1 protein-coding gene is annotated in these 1,012 nt (G+C 32.2%); it reads right to left on the bottom strand.

The features are described from left to right. Positions 1–453: 453 nt before the first annotated feature. A complete protein-coding gene (locus tag G7Y42_RS14855) occupies positions 454–810 on the bottom strand; it encodes a hypothetical protein (protein ID WP_165007720.1) in 357 nt (118 codons plus the stop codon). Positions 811–1,012: the final 202 nt, after the last annotated feature.

Below are 1,012 nucleotides of genomic sequence, written 5' to 3'. Positions count from 1 at the left end.
TCGCTTATGGATTTCGAAGTTTTACCAATATGCGCTTGCGGATTTTTCTAATCAACGGGTTAATCAGCTACACATAAAAAAACATCAAAGCTAGTGACTTTTACTAACTTTGATGTTTATAGATGACCTTATCAGTCCGATTTGACAAAGAGCCGAAAAAACTCCTTTCGATCTGATGAGCGGTTGGTAGCCACTCATTATTATATCGAAAAGAGTTTTTTATCGCTAAAGCTACTTCTTCCACGCGTAGAAACGCGCGGTTTTCTTGTTTCGCACGCTTTGCGCACGAAACTGACTGAAGTCATTAATAAAAAAATAGTGCTCTATCTTCTTCAGCTTAAAGAACTAAAAAAACAACTTCTATACTAGAAATGCAAATAAGTTGCAATCTAGTATAGAAACCATTGTTAATATAATCATAAATCAAGAGTAATTTTCATATTCAAAATAATGTTAATCCAAAATAAACTGTTGATTCATATAACTATCATAAGAAGATGGATAAAGGATGACTTTGGTCCCTTCTTTCGCATATCCACCACAAATATTTAATGACAAGTTTGAATCGTTGATTTCTGCTTCTTTATTTCCCATATAATGCAAAGCAACTTTATTATTACCAAGTTGCTTGATTTTCCAATAGCTTGCTTCTTGTTCATTGTTTGTTTGAGTGATCGTACTTCCAATTTCTCCATTTGTTGTTAGCCACCGTGTATTGTCTTTGGAACTAATTTTTACAATATCATCTTTAATAAAATGAAAATTAAAATAATGATTTTCTGCTTCTTGTTGTTTTGACCATACAAACAAATCCTTATTATTCGCATTATTATCTAAACATTTTGTTTGGTCACAAACTTAGGAGATACAATAAATATTATCACAAGCTGAAGTTTTCTCTGTAGCCATAAGTGAAATAAAACCATCATCATTTACCTTAAACGTGTACTTATTAGATCCATCAAAGGTACCTAAAGCTTTTCTGGACGTTACAGGTTCGTCTTTCCATGTA

This window comes from Enterococcus sp. ZJ1622, assembly GCF_011038845.1.
GTDB lineage: Bacteria > Bacillota > Bacilli > Lactobacillales > Enterococcaceae > Enterococcus_B.
The sequence above is the reverse complement of the archived record's forward strand: the minus strand, read 5'-3'. Positions and strand labels throughout refer to the sequence as shown.